The 273-nt window shown below is 64.8% G+C and carries 1 protein-coding gene; it reads left to right on the forward strand.

From position 1 onward, the window contains the following. Window positions 1-45: 45 nt before the first annotated feature. Window positions 46-273, forward strand: a 228-nt coding sequence (locus tag ABG80_RS13770; RefSeq protein ID WP_152987630.1) for a hypothetical protein, incomplete at its 3' end; no start/stop codon positions are given.

The raw sequence follows: 273 nt of genomic DNA on the forward strand, positions 1-273 counted from the left end.
GGAAGCTATCGAGCGTTCCGGTGCCCTGGATCAAGGGAGCCTGTGATGCTCACGCTGACCGGCACCATTCGAGCAGTCACCACCCTGGGTGGTGGCGTCAACAAGAAGACCGGCGAGGTGATCCCCACCCGCCCGGGTCTCCAGATCGAGGGCCTCGATAACCGTGGCCTCGTTCAACTCTTCACCCTCACAGTTCCGGACACCAAGCCTTTCGAGGGCCGAGTGGGTGAGCAGGTGTCCGTGCCGGTGCGTGCGTGGGCTCCTGGCGCGTCG

Source organism: Aquabacterium parvum (assembly GCF_001447195.1).
Lineage (GTDB): Bacteria > Pseudomonadota > Gammaproteobacteria > Burkholderiales > Burkholderiaceae_C > Aquabacterium > Aquabacterium parvum.